The sequence below is a fragment of the Streptomyces gilvus genome, from assembly GCF_022513565.1.
Taxonomy (GTDB): domain Bacteria; phylum Actinomycetota; class Actinomycetes; order Streptomycetales; family Streptomycetaceae; genus Streptomyces; species Streptomyces gilvus.
On sequence record NZ_JAKWBE010000004.1, the window covers coordinates 144,601 to 160,694 of the forward strand.

14 protein-coding genes are annotated in these 16,094 nt (G+C 71.4%); 9 read left to right on the forward strand and 5 right to left on the reverse strand.

What is annotated here, in order from left to right; all coding sequences use genetic code 11:
• The first annotated feature begins 4 nt into the window (after positions 1-4).
• The 3 genes from MKW14_RS09025 to MKW14_RS09035 all read left to right on the forward strand — a co-directional run bounded on the left by MKW14_RS09025 (position 5) and on the right by MKW14_RS09035 (position 3,015).
• On the forward strand, positions 5-736 hold the full coding sequence (locus tag MKW14_RS09025) for a CBS domain-containing protein (protein ID WP_240860850.1): 732 nt from the start codon (positions 5-7) through the stop codon (positions 734-736).
• 16 nt (positions 737-752) lie between these two features.
• A complete protein-coding gene (locus tag MKW14_RS09030) occupies positions 753-1,265 on the forward strand; it encodes a flavodoxin domain-containing protein (RefSeq protein ID WP_240860855.1) in 513 nt (170 codons plus the stop codon).
• Between the two features lie 760 nt (positions 1,266-2,025).
• The gene (locus MKW14_RS09035; RefSeq protein ID WP_240860857.1) at positions 2,026-3,015 is read left to right on the forward strand and encodes an Acg family FMN-binding oxidoreductase; all 990 of its coding nucleotides are present in this window, start codon (positions 2,026-2,028) and stop codon (positions 3,013-3,015) included.
• Between the two features lie 17 nt (positions 3,016-3,032).
• Here the strand turns inward: MKW14_RS09035 and MKW14_RS09040 are convergent, their stop codons facing one another.
• The gene (locus MKW14_RS09040) at positions 3,033-4,058 is read right to left on the reverse strand and encodes a 6-phosphofructokinase (RefSeq protein ID WP_240860859.1); all 1,026 of its coding nucleotides are present in this window, start codon (positions 4,056-4,058) and stop codon (positions 3,033-3,035) included.
• Positions 4,059-4,317: 259 nt separating this feature from the next.
• On the opposite strand from MKW14_RS09040, the gene MKW14_RS09045 reads away from it, so the two are divergent.
• The 3 genes from MKW14_RS09045 to MKW14_RS09055 all read left to right on the forward strand — a co-directional run bounded on the left by MKW14_RS09045 (position 4,318) and on the right by MKW14_RS09055 (position 8,622).
• On the forward strand, positions 4,318-4,668 hold the full coding sequence (locus tag MKW14_RS09045; protein ID WP_240860861.1) for an Rv0250c family protein: 351 nt from the start codon (positions 4,318-4,320) through the stop codon (positions 4,666-4,668).
• Positions 4,669-4,800: 132 nt separating this feature from the next.
• Positions 4,801-5,847, forward strand: coding sequence for a PP2C family protein-serine/threonine phosphatase (locus tag MKW14_RS09050; protein WP_240860862.1), 1,047 nt, complete (start codon positions 4,801-4,803; stop codon positions 5,845-5,847).
• Between the two features lie 129 nt (positions 5,848-5,976).
• Positions 5,977-8,622, forward strand: coding sequence for a beta propeller repeat protein (locus MKW14_RS09055; RefSeq protein ID WP_240860865.1), 2,646 nt, complete (start codon positions 5,977-5,979; stop codon positions 8,620-8,622).
• A gap of 226 nt (positions 8,623-8,848) precedes the next feature.
• On the opposite strand, the gene MKW14_RS09060 is transcribed toward MKW14_RS09055, so the two are convergent.
• Positions 8,849-9,178 (reverse strand): TfoX/Sxy family protein, encoded by a 330-nt coding sequence (locus MKW14_RS09060; RefSeq protein WP_240860866.1) that lies wholly within the window; start codon positions 9,176-9,178, stop codon positions 8,849-8,851.
• Entirely contained in the window at positions 9,178-9,636 is a 459-nt protein-coding gene (locus tag MKW14_RS09065) for an SRPBCC family protein (RefSeq protein WP_240860868.1), read from the reverse strand. Before MKW14_RS09065 ends, MKW14_RS09060 begins: the two co-directional genes overlap by 1 nt.
• 158 nt (positions 9,637-9,794) lie before the next feature.
• Between MKW14_RS09065 and MKW14_RS09070 the strand changes: the two genes are divergently transcribed.
• The 3 genes from MKW14_RS09070 to MKW14_RS09080 all read left to right on the forward strand — a co-directional run bounded on the left by MKW14_RS09070 (position 9,795) and on the right by MKW14_RS09080 (position 12,620).
• Entirely contained in the window at positions 9,795-10,517 is a 723-nt protein-coding gene (locus MKW14_RS09070; protein ID WP_240860869.1) for a flavodoxin family protein, read from the forward strand.
• 126 nt (positions 10,518-10,643) lie between these two features.
• Positions 10,644-11,636 carry a zinc-binding dehydrogenase gene (locus MKW14_RS09075; RefSeq protein ID WP_240860871.1) on the forward strand — a complete coding sequence of 331 codons (993 nt, stop codon included), beginning with the start codon at positions 10,644-10,646 and terminating at the stop codon, positions 11,634-11,636.
• Positions 11,637-11,639: 3 nt separating this feature from the next.
• Complete coding sequence (locus tag MKW14_RS09080; protein ID WP_240860873.1) at positions 11,640-12,620, forward strand: sigma-70 family RNA polymerase sigma factor; 981 nt, start codon at positions 11,640-11,642, stop codon at positions 12,618-12,620.
• Between the two features lie 32 nt (positions 12,621-12,652).
• Here the strand turns inward: MKW14_RS09080 and efeB are convergent, their stop codons facing one another.
• Positions 12,653-13,939: an iron uptake transporter deferrochelatase/peroxidase subunit gene (efeB, locus tag MKW14_RS09085; RefSeq protein ID WP_240860880.1), complete on the reverse strand. Its 1,287-nt coding sequence runs from the start codon at positions 13,937-13,939 to the stop codon at positions 12,653-12,655.
• A 47-nt stretch (positions 13,940-13,986) separates the two neighbouring features.
• Positions 13,987-16,017, reverse strand: coding sequence for an iron uptake transporter permease EfeU (gene efeU, locus MKW14_RS09090; protein ID WP_240860894.1), 2,031 nt, complete (start codon positions 16,015-16,017; stop codon positions 13,987-13,989).
• Positions 16,018-16,094: the final 77 nt, after the last annotated feature.

The following is a 16,094-nucleotide window of genomic DNA, read 5'->3' on the forward strand; positions in this document are numbered from 1 at the left end:
CCCCATGAAGCACAACAAGGTCGGCTCCGTGATGAGCACGGAAGTCGTCCGCGCCGAGTACGGCACCCCGTTCAAGGAGGTGGCGCGCCGGCTCGGTGAGCACCGCATCAGCGGACTGCCGGTGGTCGACGAGGACGACAAGGTCATCGGTGTCATCTCCGAGACCGATCTGATGGCCCGCCAGGCGGACGCCCCCGACCCCTTCGAGCCGAAGAGGCGCTTCCGGTTCGCCGCGCTCACGGCGAGCGGCAGGCGGCAGACGGCGAAGGCGCAGGCACGCACCGCCGGGCAGCTGATGTCCGAACCGCCGGTCACGGTGCACGCCGACAACACCATCGTGGAGGCCGCCCGCACCATGGCCGAACACGGCGTGGAGCGGCTGCCCGTCCTCGACGGGGCGGACCGGCTCGTCGGCATCGTCACCCGCCGCGACCTGCTGAAGGTCTTCCTGCGGCCCGACGCGGAGATCCGCACCGAGGTCGTCGACGAGGTACTGGTACGCGCGCTGTGGCTGCCGCCGCGCAGCATCGACGTCGCCGTGACCGAGGGCGTGGTCACGCTCGCCGGGCACATGGAACGCAAGAGCGAGACGGAGATCGCGATCTCGATGACCCGTCAGATCGACGGGGTGGTCGCGGTCGTCGACAAGCTCAGCTTCCGGCTGGACGACTCCCACATCCATCCGGACGAACAGGCCCTGCACGGCGTGGCCGACGACTGGCTGCGCCGCAACTGACAGGAGGCGAGACACCATGACCGACAAGGTGCTGGTCGCCTACGGGACGACGAACGGATCCACCGCCGAGATCGCCGAGGCCGTGGCCGACGTCCTGCGCAAGGACGGCCTCACGGTCGAGACCGCCCCGGCGGCAACGGTCACCGACGTGACGACGTACGACGCCGTGGTGGTCGGCGGCGGGCTGTACGCCGGACGCTGGCACAAGGACGCCCGGCGCTTCGTCCGCCGGCACCGCCGGGCCCTCGCCGAACGGCCCCTGTGGCTGTTCAGCAGCGGCCCACTGGACGCCTCGGCCTCCGAACGGGACATCCCGCCCGTGCCCGGCGTACGGCGCACCATGGCCCGGCTCGACGCCCGGGGACACGTCACCTTCGGCGGCTGCCTCCGGGAGGGCGCGAAGGGACGCATCGCACGCATGATCGTCCGCAACGGAAAGGGCGGCGACTTCCGCGACTTCACCGCCATCGAGACCTGGGCGGCGTCCGTCGCCGACGAACTGGCGGGGGCGCCCCCGAGGAAGAACTGAACACCTGAGCAAGACCCTCCACGAGGAGGCGCATCATGAACATGATTCGCCAGGTTCCTGAGCTCACGGCCGAGGCGGTGCTGTACCTGGCCGCCGGAGTCCTGGCCGTCTTCTGCCTCGGGCCGGCCGCCTTCTGATCGGCCTGCCCCTGATCCCCCTGCTGATCCCGGCCGTCGTGGCGCTGGTCCTGCCGGCCCGGCGCCTGCACCGGGGACACCAGGGACCCGCGATGTAGCTTCCGGCACGATCACACGGAACGACCCCGGCGCACCGTGCGCCGGGGTCGTTCCGTGTCGCGGTCGCGAGCCGGAGTCAGCGGTTCATGGTCAGCGGCACGGTGTCGACCGTCACGGGCCGGCCGTCCTTCGGTGACATTTCCCGTGCCGGTTTCCGTACCCGTTCCCGTTCCCGGGGAGGGAGTGGTGGACGAACCGGCGCCGTTCGGGCCGGTCGTCGTGGTGCCGCCGCACCCCGCGAGGGCGAGGAGCGGCACGGTCAGCGCGGCCGACAGCACGAGGGCGCGGTGTCCGGACGCGTGGGACGCACGCGGGGGTTGGCTCTTCATGGCACTCTCCTCCGACACTTCCAGCGAATCGCGCGCACCGGAACGCCCTCCAGAGCTGTCCGGCCCTGGTCGCGGACCGAACGGCACGCCGGACGAGGGCCGTCCGGCAGGGGAAGGCGGACGCGGGACCCATCCCCGCGGTGCCCCGTGCCGAGGAGGCTGAAGACGCACGGTTCACGAAGGGCGGTATCGATCATGTCCGTCACCCACGAGAAGCCGGGACGCGCGGCCCTGCACCTGGCCCGCGCCGCCGCCTCCGCGCCCTCCCCGCACAACAGGCAACCCTGGTTCTTCGTCGAGGAGGGCCACGACCACGGCTTCGAGCTGCATGCCGACCGTGGCCGGCGGATGGCGCGGATGGATCCCGGTGGGCGCGAGATGGTCATCGCCTGCGGGGCCGCCCTGTTCAATGTGCGCGTCGCCCTACGCCACCTGGGCTTCCGGCCCGTCGTCGATGTCCTCCCGGACCCCGGGGACCCGGACTACCTGGCCCGCGTCGGATTCGGTGCGCACGCGCCGGCCACCGACGAGGAGGAGCTGTTGGCCGGGGCGATGTTCCACCGGCACACCCACCGGGGCCCGTTCGGCGCCGAGCTGGTGTCCGGGGAGCTGCTCCAGGCACTGGGCGAACAGGCGGGCGTGGAGGGCGCGTTCCTCCAAGTCATCGACAGCTCCGAGAAGTTGGAGACGCTGGCGGACCTCGTGCGCGGCGCGGAGCAGGCCGACCGTGCCGACTTCCGGCACACCGTGGAGCTGGGCCGGTGCGTCGGATCGGCCGGCGTGCCCGTCGAGGCCTGCCGCCCGCACCCCGACCTCACCCTGCTGGCGGCCCGCGACTACCTCGGCCTGTCCCGCCGCTCCACGGTCCCGGCCCGCCGACAGGGCATCGGCACGGGAACCGTCGCCGTCCTCTCCACGCCCTACGACAACCGGGCCGACTGGCTGCTGGCCGGGCAGGCACTGCAACGCGTCCTGCTGTACGCGGCGCACCACGGCGTGATGGCCGGCTTCCACACCCAGCCCCTGGAACGCCCGGCGCTGCGCGGCGAGTTGCGCAGGAACGTCGCCGCGGGCCGCTACCCGCAGATGGTGCTGCGTCTCGGTCGCCCCCACATCGTCCGGTCCACCTCACGCCGCCCGCCGACCGAGGTGCTGAAGCGCGCGCCGGCCGCGGTACGGCACTGACGGAAAGAGACACCTCATCAGCCGAAGAACACCTCGAACTCGTCGTAAAGCGAGGGATCCACCACCTTGATCCTGCCCCGGGTGTCGTCGAGGGGGATGCGGACGATGTCGGTGCCGCGCAGGGCGACCATCGTGCCGAAGGCGCCGTCCTTGACCGCGTCCACGGCGTGCAGTCCGAAGCGCGTGGCCAGCCAGCGGTCGAAGGGGCTCGGCGTGCCGCCGCGCTGGACGTGTCCGAGGACGGTGGTGCGCGCCTCGGTGCCCGTGCGCCGTTCGACCTCCTGGGCCAGCCACTCGCCGATGCCGGACAGCCGTACATGGCCGTACTCGTCCAGCGAGCGGTCCTTGAGGATCATCTGGCCCTCCTTGGGGACGGCTCCCTCGGCGGCGACGACGATCGGGGCGTAATGGATCTTGAAGCGGTTCTTCACCCACGCGCAGACCTGGTCGACGTCGAAGGGCCGCTCCGGGACGAGGATCACGTTGGCGCCGCCCGCGACGCCGGCGTGCAGGGCGATCCAGCCGGAGTGACGGCCCATCACCTCCACCACCAGGGTGCGCATGTGCGACTCGGCGGTGGTGTGCAGCCGGTCGATGGCCTCGGTGGCGATGCCGACGGCGGTGTCGAAGCCGAAGGTGTAGTCGGTGCCGGCCACGTCGTTGTCGATGGTCTTGGGCACGCCGACCAGCCTGACCCCCTGCCGGCTCAGCTCCATGGCCGCTCCGAGGGTGTCCTCGCCGCCGATCACGATCAGCGCGTCGACCTCGTTGGCGGCCAGGGTGTCCTGGATGCGGCGCACACCGTCCTCGTGCTTGAGGGGGTTGGTGCGGGAGGAACCGAGGATGGTTCCGCCCCGCGGCAGGATCCCCCGCACAGCGGAGATGTCCAGCGGCACCACCGTGCCCCGGAGCGCGCCGAGCCAGCCGTCGCGCAGGCCGACGAACTCGAAGCCGTACTCCTGGACGCCCTTGCGGACGACACTGCGGATCACGGCGTTCAGACCGGGGCAGTCACCGCCGCCGGTCAGCACTCCGATCTTCATGGCTTCCTCCGAGAGCCGGGAGCCAGGTGTCTCTTCCCCCATCATGAGCGCCCCCGCTGCCGGGGGCGACTTCCGTGGAGCCCGCCGCCGAGGACGTCGGTCGGCACCCCCTCGAGTGCCCCCCCGGCCCTCGCCGAGGGGCCTGAAGGCCCCTGTGCGGGCGGTGCCGGTCCGGACAGCATGGACGTACGGCCCGCTCCCACGTCCTCGCAGGCCGCGGCACACCCTGTCACGCACACGTCCGGAGGTGAGGGGCCAGATGTCCGTTCACAACGAGCTGGCGCACGCACAGCACGCTCTCGACGATCTCGTCCGGTCGGTGGGCCGGCTGCGGAGCCGCCTGGGGGAGGGTCCGGACCTTCGCCGGGTGCGAGCGGACGCCGATCACCTCCGGGAGGACCTGGACCTGTTGCGGCAGAGCACGGCGGCCGCGGTGTCGGCTGAGGCCCCCGGGCAGCCCGAGGTCGTGTTCGTTCCTTCCGCGCCGTACGACCTCTCGATGTGGGTCGGCTGCGAGGACGAGGGCATCGGATCGCGCCACGGGCCCGAACGGCGTCCGGGAGGCCGGACGGGCCGGCTGTCGCGCCGGGCTCTGTACGAGAAGCCTTGAAGCCGTTTATAAGAAACAGCGGGTACGTTGCGAGGATGCGCTGCGCTCGGCAGGCAGCGCGGGGGGAAGGGTGCCGGCGGCCCGCCCTCGCCCCTCTCGTCCGCGACCAGCCGCACGGTGCCGGAGGACGACATGTCCGCGACCAAACACCGGTTCACGGTCCTGTCCGTGCTGCCCTTCGCCATGATGGCCGCGGTCGCCCTGCTCGACGTCGCCACGGGCCCGTCCATGCACTTCCTGCCGCTGGTGTCGCTCGGACCGGCCTTCGCCCCCCTGGTGGGCGGCTGGAGACGCACCGCCTGCGTCGGCGCGATCGCCCTGCTGCTGTGCCTCACCCTGGCCTGGTACGACAACCTGACCGACGTGCGACGCGCCTCCATGACGCTCGCCTCCGTCCTGGGCGTCACCGTCGCGGGACTGGTGGCGGTGTCCATGCGCCGTAAACGCGAGGCGGAGCTGGACAACGTCCGCTCGATCGCGGAGGCGGCCCAGCGGGTGCTGCTCAAGCCGGTGCCGAGGCTTGCCGGACGGTTGCGGGCGGCCGTCTCCTACACCTCCGCCGTGGCGGAGGCCCGCATCGGCGGTGACCTGTACGAAGTCGTCGCCGCGCCGGAGGGCGTCCGGGTCATCGTGGGGGACGTCCAGGGCAAGGGACTGGAGGCGGTGGAGACCGCGGCCGTGGTCCTGGGGGCCTTCCGCGAGGCGGCGCTGGACGAGGCGGACCTGGAGCAGGTCGGGCACCGGCTCGAGCGGTCGGTGGCCCGGCAACTGGACGGCGAGAAGTTCGTGACCGCCATCCTCGCCGAGGTGAGCGACCATCAGGTCACCTTCCTCAACTTCGGCCACCCGGCCCCCATGGTGATCCGCGCCGACGGCACCACGGATCTCCCGCAGCCCCCTGCCTACGCGCTGCCACTCGGCCTGGGCGAACACGAGGGCGCCAAGCCCGAGCCGTTCGTCACCGACTTCCGCCCCGGCGACCAACTGCTGCTCTACACCGACGGCATCATCGAGGCCCGCGACGCCGACCGCCGCTTCTACCCGCTCACCGAACGCGCCCATCTGCTCAAGGAACCGGATCCCGAGGCCGCGCTGGAGACCCTGCGCCAGGACCTGCTCCACCATGTCAACGGCCCGCTCCAGGACGACGCCGCGATGCTGTTGTTGCGCTACCGGTGACGCTCGATCGGGGAGCAGCCCCATGTGGTGACAGGTTCTGGTCAAAGATGCTTCAAGCGTGGGGCACTGCCTCGCGCTCGGTGATCGGGTCTCCCCGACGGCTTTTCGATGTCCGTTTGGGAGGACCTGGTGCCAGCACCGACCCGTAGAAGACGGTGGCTCACGATCTGTGCCATCACCGCATCCGCCGGCCTCGTCGCGATACCCGCGAGCGCCGCGCCCGGCGGGAACAGCAGCCCCTTCGGGGTCCGCGCGCTCAAACAACTGGCCGCCGAACGCGACCAGTCGGCGGGTGTCATGAGCCCGAAGGCGAAGGCGGAGGACGGCGACCCCGACGGCGGCAACGAGGCGGACGAGATCGCCGAGGGCGCGGACCAGTACGCCGAGGCCCGCACCTCGCCGGGCATCGTCGCACCCGGCGCGTACGGCGCCGCCTGGGGCAGCCTGACCAAGCTGCCGAGTACCGGCGGCAGTTGGCGCGACATCACCGACCTGCCCTACAACTCCGACGACTCCCGCTACCGGGACATCGACTCCAACTCCAGTGGCGGCTCGGGCAATGTCACCGGCCGGATGGCCGCTGTGGCGGCCGACGACGACGGATACGTGTACGCGGGCAGCGCCGGCGGCGGCGTGTGGCGCTCCCAGCGGGGCGGCGGGCACTGGAAGTCCATCAGCGACAAGCTGCCCTCGCAGTCGACCGGCGCGCTCGCGCTGGACGGGGCCGGCCGGCTGTGGCTGGGCACCGGCGAGGCGAACACCAACGCGGACGCCTACCTCGGCAGCGGCGTGTACGTGCTGTCCGACCCGCACCACGGCACCTTCTCCACCCGCAGCCGGGTCGGCGGTGACGAACTGGAGTCCACGACCGTCCGCCAACTCCGCTTCGGAGCGGGCAAGGTGTGGGCGGCGACCAGCGAGGGCGTGTGGAGCCACTCCACCAAGACGCTGAAGGGCGCCTGGAAGCTGGAGTTCGCGCCGAACCCCGACTATCTGCCGGGCGGTTCGAAGGCGCACGACGACTCGGCCGCGTACAAGAACATCACCAACGACATCGCCTTCGACCCGAAGAACCCCTCGAAGGTGATCCTCGCCGTCGGCTGGCGCAGCGGCGACGACTACAACGGCTTCTACACCAAGAACGCCAAGGGCGCCTGGACGCGGATCACCAGCGGCTTCGGCGACCTGCCGACCGACGCGGACAACGTCGGCACGGTCACCTTCGCCCGCGCCGCCGACGGCTCGCGCTACTACGCCATCGACGAGTCGCCCGAGCAGATGGCGACCAACCCGGACAGCGGCCTTCAGGGCATCTACAGCGCCGCCTCCCCGTTCGGGCCGTGGACCAAGGTCGCCGACTACAAGCAGCTGGCCGCCGACGGCTCGGCGCTGACCTCCAGCGGCTACATGCCGGGCGTGCAGGCCTGGTACAACCAGTTCCTGACCGTCGACCCGGCGAACCCGAAGCACGTGTACGCGGGGCTTGAGGAGGTCTACGAGTCCAAGGACGGCGGCGCCACCTGGTCGACCGTCGGACCGTACTGGAACTTCGGCTTCTCCTGCTGGAGCATCGACCCGGCCAAGCAGACCGGTGACTGCAACCAGACCACCCACTCCGACCAGCACGGCGTCGCCATCGGCCGCTACCACGGCAAGAGCTTCGTGTACGTCGGCAACGACGGCGGCGTCTACAAGCGCCCCGTCAACGGCTCGCAGGACGCCTCCGGTCACGCCACCGACTGGACCTCCCTCAACGACGGCACCATCGACACCCTGCAGTACTACTCGGTCGGCGTCGGCAAGGACCTCGACCACGGCGGCGTCTCCGTCACCGGCGGCCTCCAGGACAACGGCCAGTCCGTCCTGCGCAGCAACGACACCGTGATGGGCTCCAACTTCGGCGGCGACGGCGGCGACACGCTCACCGACCCGGCCAACGGGTGCAACATCGCGGAGGAGTACGTCTACCTGTCCATCCAGGTGACCCAGAACTGCGCGGTCAACGACGGCAGTTGGGTGACCGACCCGAGCAAGGCGACCTCCTACAACGTCGCCCCCGCCGACAACGCCACCAGCGAGGCCCGCTTCATCGCCCCGCTCGCCACGGACGCCAAGGACAGCGACACCTGGATCGCGGGCGGCCGGCACGTCTGGGTGCAGACCCACGGCTACGCCATCCGCAGCGGCTCCGAGTGGAAGAGCGTGTACGACCTCGGCGCCGGACGCACCGCGACCGCCGTCGCCGCCTCGGGCGGCAAGGTGTACGCGGCCTGGTGCGGCCCCTGCAACGAGCAGGGCTTCGCCCGCGGCATCTCCGTCGGCAACGCGGACGGCAGCGGCTGGCACGACATCACCCTGCCGGTGAACGGCACGGTCCCCAACCGCTACCTGAGCGGCTTCGCGATCGACCCGAAGAACGCCGACCACGTCTTCCTCGCGGTCAACGGCTTCTCCCGGCACTGGACCGAGGGCCCCGGCGCCGGTGTCGGCCACGTCTTCGAGTCCACCGACGGCGGCACCACCTGGAAGGACGTCTCCGCCAACCTCCCCGACGTGCCGACCAACTCGGCGCTCGTCCTGCCGAACGGCGGCCTGGCCGTCGCCACCGACCTGGGCGTCGTCTACCGAGCCCCGGGCCACACCAGGTGGCAGCGCGTCGGCTCGCTCCCGGCCGTCGCCGTGCTCCAGCTGAAGCTGAGCCCCGACGGGCGCACCCTGTACGCGGCCACCCACGGCCGCGGCATCTACACCATCAGGGTCCGCGACTGCGACTGACCGTCGCCGGACAGCGGCACAGGGCGGTGATCCCGGTCCACGGGGTCACCGCCCTCGCGCGGGAGAGCGCGGTGCCGGCGCCCCGATGCCGAGCAGCCGGACCCGCGGCGCGCCCTGCGTCCGGCCGGGGCACCGGCCATCTGCTGGAACTCCACGCCCTTCGACGTTCGTGCGTCCGGGCCCGGCAAACGGTCAGCGATGCTCCGCAGGCGAGCCGCTACCGACCTCACTTGGGCGGCAGGTGCGCCGCGAACGTGTGGCCCTCGTCGATCCACTCGTCGAGCGCCTCGTCCTCCGCCACGGCGGAGCCCGCGACCACGACCCACCCACGCATCGGGCGGCCCGTCATGTCGAAGATCCGAGCTCCCGGCCGGGCGAGGGCGTCGTCCGTGGCGTCCGGGCCGACGCGGACCAGGAGGTCGTCGCCGCTCACGCCGACGGCCATGTTGCCCCGGTGAAGGAACGCGATGCCCCCGAACATCCGCTTCTCGGTGATGTCGGGATCCTCGCCGAGCCGCTCGCGGATGCGCTCGGCCAGCCCTTCGTCGTATGCCATCACGTGTCGCCTTCCGGGCCGGTGAGTCGGTGTTCGAGGGCGCGCAGGTCCTTGGTGAGACTGGATCGGACCTGGTGGGACATCAACGGTGCCGCCAGGCGGAGGAGGCCGCCGGGGCCGCCACGCACCCGGATGCCGGCCAGGGTGCCGCGTGCGTGGGCCTCGAAGGTGTAGGTGACGTGCATGGGCATGGGGGCGGCCGTGGCGATCATGTCGAGCAGCCGTGGTGGCTCGTGGGCGGCCACCCGAAGGACGTAGTCGATGCGCCGGCCGAGGAAGTACGCCGTACGGGTCACCTCGGCACCCACTCCGAACCCGCCGTCGGCCGCCTCCCGGGTCAGCTCGGCCCGGCGGATGCCCTGGGTCCACTCACTGTCGTGACGCCAGTCCATCGCGTACGCCGCCACCCGCTCTGGCGCCAGCGGAATCACGCGCCGCACCGTCACGTCGATCGCCACGAGGCCAGGATCCCAGCCCGCGTCCCGGCGCGCGCGACATCGGTCGGAATGATGACGGATGCGGGATAAAGCGCGACAAACGGCGATCCCCGCGAGAAGCTGCGGCTGGGGCGCCCCGTCCTGGGGGCGAACCGTCGCCTCATCCCCTAGGAGCCGCCGTGAGCGCCACCGACGACAGCTACCGCTTCGACGACCTCACCGCCCTGTTCGTCAACTGCACTCTGAAGCCCTCGCCGCAGCAGAGTCACACGCAGGGGCTGATCGACAAGAGCGCGGAGATCATGATGTCGCGCGGGGTCACGACGTCCGAGTTCCGGGCTGTGGACCATGACATCGCCACCGGCGTCTACCCGGACATGACCGAGCACGGTTTCGCGACGGACGAGTGGCCGGCCCTGTACGAGCAGGTGATGGCCGCCGACATCCTGGTGATCGCCGGGCCGATCTGGCTGGGGGACAACAGCTCGGTCACCAAGAAGATCATCGAGCGCCTGTACGGTTGCTCCGGTCTGCTCAATTCCGAGGGCCAGTACGCCTATTACGGCCGTGTCGGCGGCTGTCTGATCACCGGCAACGAGGACGGCGTCAAGCACTGCGCCATGAACGTCCTCTACAGCCTCCAGCACCTCGGCTACACCATCCCGCCGCAGGCCGACGCCGGCTGGATCGGCCCGGCCGGACCCGGACCGTCGTACCTCGACCCCGGCTCGGGCGGTCCGGAGAACGACTTCACCAACCGCAACACCGCCTTCATGACCTGGAACCTGATGCACCTGGCCGCCATGCTCAAGCGCGCCAAGGGCATCCCGGCCCACGGCAACCAGCGCTCCGAGTGGGACGCCGGCTGCCGCCTCGACGCCCCGAACCCCGACTACCGCTGAGTCCTCTCACTCGATCGGGAGCGGTCGATTCCTTTTCGTGTCGGCCGGGATCTACATGGTGGAAGGCGCGGCCCGCAGGAGGGGTCGGCCTCCGTCGTGTATGCCGAGAAGGAAAGGCTGATCGCCGTGAGCATTCCCACCACCATGCGGGCGCTGCAGCAGACGTCCCTCGACGGCCCGCAGGACATGCGCCTGATCAGTGGCGCAGCGGTGCCCCACCCCGGACGGGGCGAGGTCCTGATCCGCGTCGCCGCCGCCGGGGTGAACTACGCCGACATCTCGAAGGCCCACGGCATGTTCGCGGGCGGTCCTCAGCCACCGTACCTGGCGGGGTTCGAGGCGGCCGGTGAAGTCGTTGCGACGGGCGAGGGGGTGACCGGCCTGCAACCGGGGGCCCGCGTCGTCGGTGTCGGGACCGGCGCCTTCGCCGAGTACATGGTGCTGGACGCGGCTGCGGCGGTGCCGGTGCCCTCGGGCTGGACGGAGCAGCAGGCGCTGGGGCTGGTCGTGAACTGGCCCACCGCGCTGGCCGCGCTCAAGCCGCTGGGCGGCATCACCGCCGGGCATGTCGTGCTGATCCATGCCGCGGCGGGTGGGACCGGCCAGGCTGCGACGAGGATGGCCAAGCACTACGGTGCGACAGTCATCGCCACCGCCTCGCCGGGCAAGCACGAGGCGGTGCGGGCAGCGGGAGCCGACCACGTGCTGGACTCTCTCGGCGGTCACCTCGCCGCCGACGTGATGGCGCTGACGGGCGGACTGGGTGTCGATCTGGTTCTGGAGTCGGCCGGCGGCGCCACCTTCGCCCACAGCCTGGCCGCGGCCAAGCGGGTCACCGGCCGTGTGGTCGTCTACGGCATGGCGGGCGGCGAAGCGGCGATCACCAACTGGGAGCTGGTGTACCAGCACCAGGTCCATCTCATCGGCCTCAACATCGGCGTCTTGATTCAGGCCGCCCCGCAGATGTTCGGCGAGCTGATGGGCGAGCTGTCCGCCCTGATCGCGGCGGGCGTGCTCGAACCGAGCCGGCCCACCGTCTACGAACTGGCCGACGGACCGAGGGCACTCATGGAACTGGAAGCCAGGTCCACCATCGGCAAACTGGCCCTGCTGGCCTGAGCCATGGCATCGGATCAAGAGCGGTTCACTGCCGAGGCCGAGGGGTTCCGCCGGGAGCTGTTGGCACACTGCTACCGCATGGCCGGCTCTGCGCACGACGCCGAGGACCTCGTACAGGAGACCTATCTGCGGGCATGGCGGTCCTACGCCGGGTTCGAGGGCCGGGCGTCGATGCGGTCCTGGCTCTACAAGATCGCCACCAACGTCTGCCTGAAGGCGTTGCAGCCCCGCTCGATCCGACTGCTGCCCTCAGGTCTGGCAGGACCGTACGACGGCCCCGACCGCCCGCCGCATCCGGCCGCGGCGGACGAGGTCGCATGGCTGGAGCCGCTGCCGGACGCATGGATCGCTCCGCCCGCCGACGATCCGGCCGCGGTGGTGGTCGAACGCGAGTCGCTACGGCTGGCGCTCATCGCCAGCCTGCAGCACCTGCCCGCCCGCCAACGCGCGATCCTCATCCTGCGTGAGGTGCTGGCGTTCTCCGCGGCCGAGACCGCGGAGATCCTCGACACCACCACGGCGGCGGTCAAGAGCGGTCTGCAGCGTGCCCGCGCGCGGCTGGACGAACTGCGGCCGGAGTCATCGGGGGAACTGCTCGAACCGACCGACCACCGCGCACGCGCACTGCTCGACGCCTACATCGCCGCCTTCGAACGCTCCGACGCCGGCCTGCTGGAACAGGTGCTGCGCAAGGACGCCACGCTGGAGGCGACGCCGTTCCGTGACTGGCAGGCGGGCCGGGCGAGCTGCGTCCACATGCTCGGCACGTACGTGCTGGGAACTCCTGGCGACTGGCAGATGATCGCCACGACGGCCAACGGCCAACCCGCCGCCGTCGTGTACCGCCGGGACGCGGAAGGCGCGCCGAGGGCCGACGGGGTCGTGGTGCTCAGTCCCACCGCCACCGGTGTCTCCCGCGTGATCAAGTTCCACGATCCCGCGCTGGTCGCGGCGTTCGGCCTCCCGGACGTACGGGGCCACTGACCGCCGCCGGAGACAGCTTGATCCGCCGCCGCTCAGGCCGAGAGCAGCCCGCGGCCGAGCCAGTCGGCGGAGTCGCGGGCGCCGGGGAGCGCGAAGAAGTAGCCGCCGCCGGTGGGGGAGATGTAGTCGACGAGGGGTTCGTCGATGAGGCGGGTCTGGGTGGCCTCGAACTGCCGCCTCACGTCCTGCTGGTAGCAGCAGAACACCAGGCCCATGTCGAGGTTGCCGACGTCGTCGATCCCCCGGTCGTAGTTGTAACCGCGGCGCAGGATACGGGTGTTGTCGGTCTTCGCGGTGCGCGGGTTGGCCAGCCGGATGTGCGCGTCCAGCGGAATCGCGGTGCCGTGCGGGTCCTTGGCGTAGTTCGGGATGTCCGTCTCCACGGCGCCGTCGAGCGGGGCGCCGGTGTCCTTGCGGCGGCCGAACATCTTCTCCTGCTCGGTGAGGGAGACCCGGTCCCAGAACTCCACCAGCATGCGGATGATCCGGATCACCTGGTAGCTGCCGCCCTTCGCCCAGGCGGGCTCGCCGTCGCCGTCCCCGACCCAGATCAGCCGGCTGGTCTCGCGGGCCGAGGTGACGTCGGGGTTGGCGATGCCGTCCTTGAAGCCGAGCAGGTTGCGCTGGGCCCCGGTGGGCCGGGGTGTGTTCTGGAAGCCGTCGATGCGCCACTTGATCTGCATGGCGCCGCGGGTGTGCCTGGCGATGTCGCGCAGCGCGTGCAGGACGGTGTCCTGACGGTTGGCGCAGATCTGCAGGGACAGGTCGCCGTGGCACTCGGCCGGCTTGAGGTTGTCGTTGGGGAAGGTCCGCATCGCCGTCAGCCGGGTCGGCCGGGCCTTCGCGAGGCCGTAGCGGTCGTCGAAGAGGGAGGCGCCGACGCCGACGGTGACGGTGAGCCCGTCGGCGGGCACGGTCGGGCCGAGGATGCCGTTGTCGGAGGGCGGGGCGCCCACGCCGAGGTCGGCGGGGGTTCCGCCGGAGGTGAGGAAGCGGGCGCGGGCGGTGATCGTCCTGAGCAGCTCGGCCAGTTCGGTCCGGTTGTCGGCGATGACGTCGAAGGAGACGAAGGTGGCGGCCGCGGGGGCCGGCGTGACGATGCCGGCCTGGTGGACGCCGTGGAAGGGAACCTTGGCGGCGGCGTCGGGTGTCTGCGTGGCGGCCTGTGCGGTGCCGCCGCCGCTCTCCGCGAGCGCGAGACCGCCGCCCGCCAGGACCGCGCCGGCGGCTCCGGCTCCCAGAGCCGTCTTCACGAAGGAGCGGCGGCCGGCACCGGCGGGGCAGCCGCCCTGCGGGACGGGGGATTCGGCGGACGGCATGGGGGCGTTCCCTTCCCTGCGTTCGGGCTCGTGTGGTGCGTGGTTCATCAGGCGGACTTCCGGATCTCCAGCAGGTCGGGGACCGGGGAGAGGTCCTCCAGGAGCTGGCCGGTGGCTCCGTCGAGACGGGCGCGGGTGGTCTGGTCGAGCTGCTCGACGGGGGTCCAGGAGGCGCCGTGACGGGCGGCGTCGAGCAGCGCCTGGAGCCGTGCGATGTCCGCGTCGACCGTCGGCAGCAGGTGCGGGGAGCGGGTGGTCAGCAGCGGCCTGAGCACGGTGAGCAGCTCGCGGGTGCCCGCCAGGTTGGCGTCGGCGGTGGCGAGGTTGGTGCCGCTGCCCTCGTCGGTGTCGCCGGTCAGCTCGAACTGCAGGGTGTTCTCCAGGATCTCGTGGGCGCGCAGCGGCAGGTCGCCCGGGTCGAACTCCTGGTGCGGGAACGCCTTGCGCAACCCGGCGGCGTCGACGGCCAGCTGCTCGGCGGGGCCGGTGAGCGACGTCGCCGACTCGCCGTGCCACAGGCCGTACTCGACGCGGAGGAAACCGGTGAAGTCCTTGTCGTGGACGCCACCCGGCAGCCCGTCGGCCCGGCCGTCGATCTTCTGGTCGAAGTCCTGGAAGGTGCCGTAGGCGGCGCCGAGCGACGCGTAGGTGCGGTGCGCGGTGAGCCAGTCGGTCCGGGCCTTGCCGAGACGGCCGCCCTTGACGTCGGCCGCGAGCGCGCGGGTCTGGGCGACGAGCGTGGCGAGGCCCTGGCCGACGTACGCCTTGTACTGGGCGAGCGGGCCGGCGAGGTCCTGCGCGGAGACGGGTACGACCGCCTTCGCCGATCCCGAGCCGGTGACGCGGACGGCCCGGGAGGTGACCGCGGCGCCGCCGGTGGGCACGCACCGCCAGGCGTAGGTGCCGCCGCCCACCGTGGCGACCAGGGCGCGGGTCGTGCCCGGGGCCAGGCCCTCGATCTCGCCGTAGACCGCGTTGGTGGCCGGATCGACCAGGTACACCTCGGAGGTCTTGTCACCGGTGTTGTGCATCTGGAAGGTCTGCCGGCCGGGCTTGGGCGCCGAGAACCCCTTGCCGCACTCCTTCTCGGAGACGGCCACGGTCTGCGCCGCGGCGGGCTTGGGCCGGCCGAGGGCGACGGCGAGGCCCGCGATCACGGCCGGCACGGTGACGACGGCGACCGGCACCACCCAGCCGGGACGGTGCCGGGCGGGCCGCGGGGCGTCCTGTGCCAGGACGGTCCGCTCGCGGGCCGGCTTGGGTGCCGCCGCCCGCACACCGCGCACGAACAGCGTCATGACGACGGCGAGGTAACCGCCGTACCCGGCCACCTGGAGCCAGGTCATGGTCGGCGTCAGGTTGAACACGCCCTGCACGAGGGTGCTGTACCAGGAACCCGCGTCGACGCTGCCGCTCAGGTCGAAGGCGAACGCGGTCTTCCCCGGCAGGACGCCGCCCTCCTGCAGATCGCGCAGGCCGTAGCCGAGGACGCCGGCCGCGATGACGATCAGCACGGCGCCGGTCGCGGTGAAGAACTTCGTCAGGTTGATCCTCAGCACCCGCCGGTACAGGCCCCAGCACAGACCGGCGGCCAGTACGAGGCCGATCGCGGCGCCGGTCAGCGGGCCGGCGGACTCGCCCGCGGCCTGGGCGGTGGTCCACAGGAACAGGGCGGTCTCCAAGCCCTCCCGGCCCACGGCGAGGAACGAGGTGACGACGAGGACCCCCGCGCCCATGCCGAGCGCCCCCGTCACCTTCTCCTTGATCGCGCCGGACAGGCCGCGGGCCGAGCGGCGCATCCAGAACACCATCGCGGTGACGAACGCGACCGCGATCACGCTGAGCGTGCCGCCGAAGGCTTCCTGAGCGGTGGCCGACAGGGACGCGGCGGTGAAGGTGAGGACCGCGCCGAAGCTCATCGCGAGCGCGATCGCCGCGAGCACGCCCGTCCACACCTGCGGCAGCCGGGAGCGGGCGTCGGCCCGCACCAGGGTGGCGACCAGGATGGAGACGATGAGTCCGGCTTCCAGCCCTTCCCGCAATCCGATCAGGAAGCTCGGAAACGCGTCATCCCACATGCGGCTCTCCCTGGCCCGCCTCCGCCACTGATCACGTTCATTAGCGTAGGCATACCTAACTAGACGCGGACCATCAT